Here is a 1,647-nt window from a genome sequence, read left to right on the forward strand (position 1 = left end):
TACTCAAGATCGCTGAAGGTCCTCCGGCCCTTATCGCAGCCTGCGGCAGCGGCTACAGGGATAGCGTCAACCCTGATGGTCGCGTCGCCGTGAAGATTCCCGGCATAATCGGCGCCGCGCTCCCTTCAGGACCTTCCCCATGAACGACACCGAAAGCCTCAAGGATTACCAGCGGGTTCGCCAACTGGCGATCCGTTCGCTGTTCGAGATCATCGAGCAATCCAGCGAAGGCACGGTGATCGTCGACCGCGACGCCAATATCGTCTGGATGAACGAGCGCTACGCCCGGCGCTTCGGCCTGGAGTCGGCGGCGTTCGCCATCGGCAAGGCCTGCGAAAGCGTGATCCCCGGCAGCCTGTTGCGCGAAGTGGTGCGCACCGGGCGGCCGATCCTGCTGGACATGCAGGACACCCCCAAGGACCCGCTGGTGGTGATGCGCCTGCCGATCCACGACGATGCCGGGGCGGTGATCGGCGCCATCGGCTTTGCCCTGTTCGACGAGTTGCGCAGCCTGTCGCCGATGCTCAAGCGCTACCTGAGCATGCAGGAAGAGCTTGCTTCCACGCGGTCGCTGCTGCGGGCGCGGCAGACCAAATACAACTTCGCCCACTTCATCGGCACCAGCGCCGCCAGCCTGGAAGTCAAGCGCCGCGCCCGGCGCAGTGCCAGCGCCGACTCGCCGGTGCTGCTGCAAGGCGAGACCGGCACCGGCAAGGAGCTGCTGGCCCAGGCGATCCACGCCGCTTCGCCACGGGCGCACAAGGCCTTTGTCAGCATCAACAGCGCGGCGATTCCGGAAACCCTGCTGGAAGCCGAGTTCTTCGGCACCGCCCCCGGCGCCTTCACCGGCGCCGACCGCAAGGGCCGCGCCGGCAAGCTGCAGATCGCCCAGGGCGGCACGCTGTTTCTCGACGAGATCGGCGACATGCCCCTGCCCCTGCAAAGCAAGCTGCTGCGGGTGCTGCAAGAGAAAGAGTTCGAGCCAGTGGGCTCCAACGAGGTGATCCAGAGCGACGTGCGGGTGATCGCCGCCACCTCCACCGACCTCGAAGCGGCGATCAAGCGCGGCGAATTCCGCGCCGACCTGTACTACCGCCTCAATGTACTGCCGATCCAGGTGCCGCCGCTGCGCGAACGCCTGGACGACCTACCGGCGCTCAGCGAAGCCATCCTCGAAGAACTGCGCAGCCAGCACGAACTGACCCCCGACGCCCTGGCCCTGCTCGGCCAACACGCCTGGCCCGGCAATATCCGCGAACTGCGCAACGTCCTGGAACGCGCCGCCCTGCTCAGCGACGACCTGATGCTCAATGCCGGCGACCTGCGCGCGGCCATCGGCACCTTCAGCCCGGTGCCACGCGCGGCCAGCGCCCAGGCCGCCGAGGTGCAGCCCAACGAAACCTTCGCCGCCGCGCGGGAGCGCTTCGACCGCCAGGTGATCGAGACGGCCCTGGCGCACTGTGGCGGCAAGGTGGTGGAAGCCGCGGCGCGCCTGGGGCTGGGGCGCTCGACTTTGTACAAGAAGATGGCGGCGCTGGGGATTGAAGAGTCTCAATAAAGAGACATGCATCTCCATACAGAGAAAGAGCCAGCGCTACGCGCTGATCGCGGGCAAGCCTCGCTCCTACAGAAGCATATAAGTGCGTC

At 66.5% G+C, this 1,647-nt stretch carries 1 protein-coding gene; it reads left to right on the forward strand.

Going from position 1 to position 1,647, the window contains the following annotated elements:
* Positions 1 to 139: 139 nt before the first annotated feature.
* On the forward strand, positions 140 to 1,558 hold the full coding sequence (locus tag PVZ78_RS11450; protein ID WP_009049624.1) for a sigma-54 interaction domain-containing protein: 1,419 nt from the start codon (positions 140 to 142) through the stop codon (positions 1,556 to 1,558).
* Positions 1,559 to 1,647 lie beyond the last annotated feature (89 nt).

The organism is Pseudomonas sp. SBT1-2 (assembly GCF_028640875.1).
Classification (GTDB): domain Bacteria; phylum Pseudomonadota; class Gammaproteobacteria; order Pseudomonadales; family Pseudomonadaceae; genus Aquipseudomonas; species Aquipseudomonas chlororaphis_I.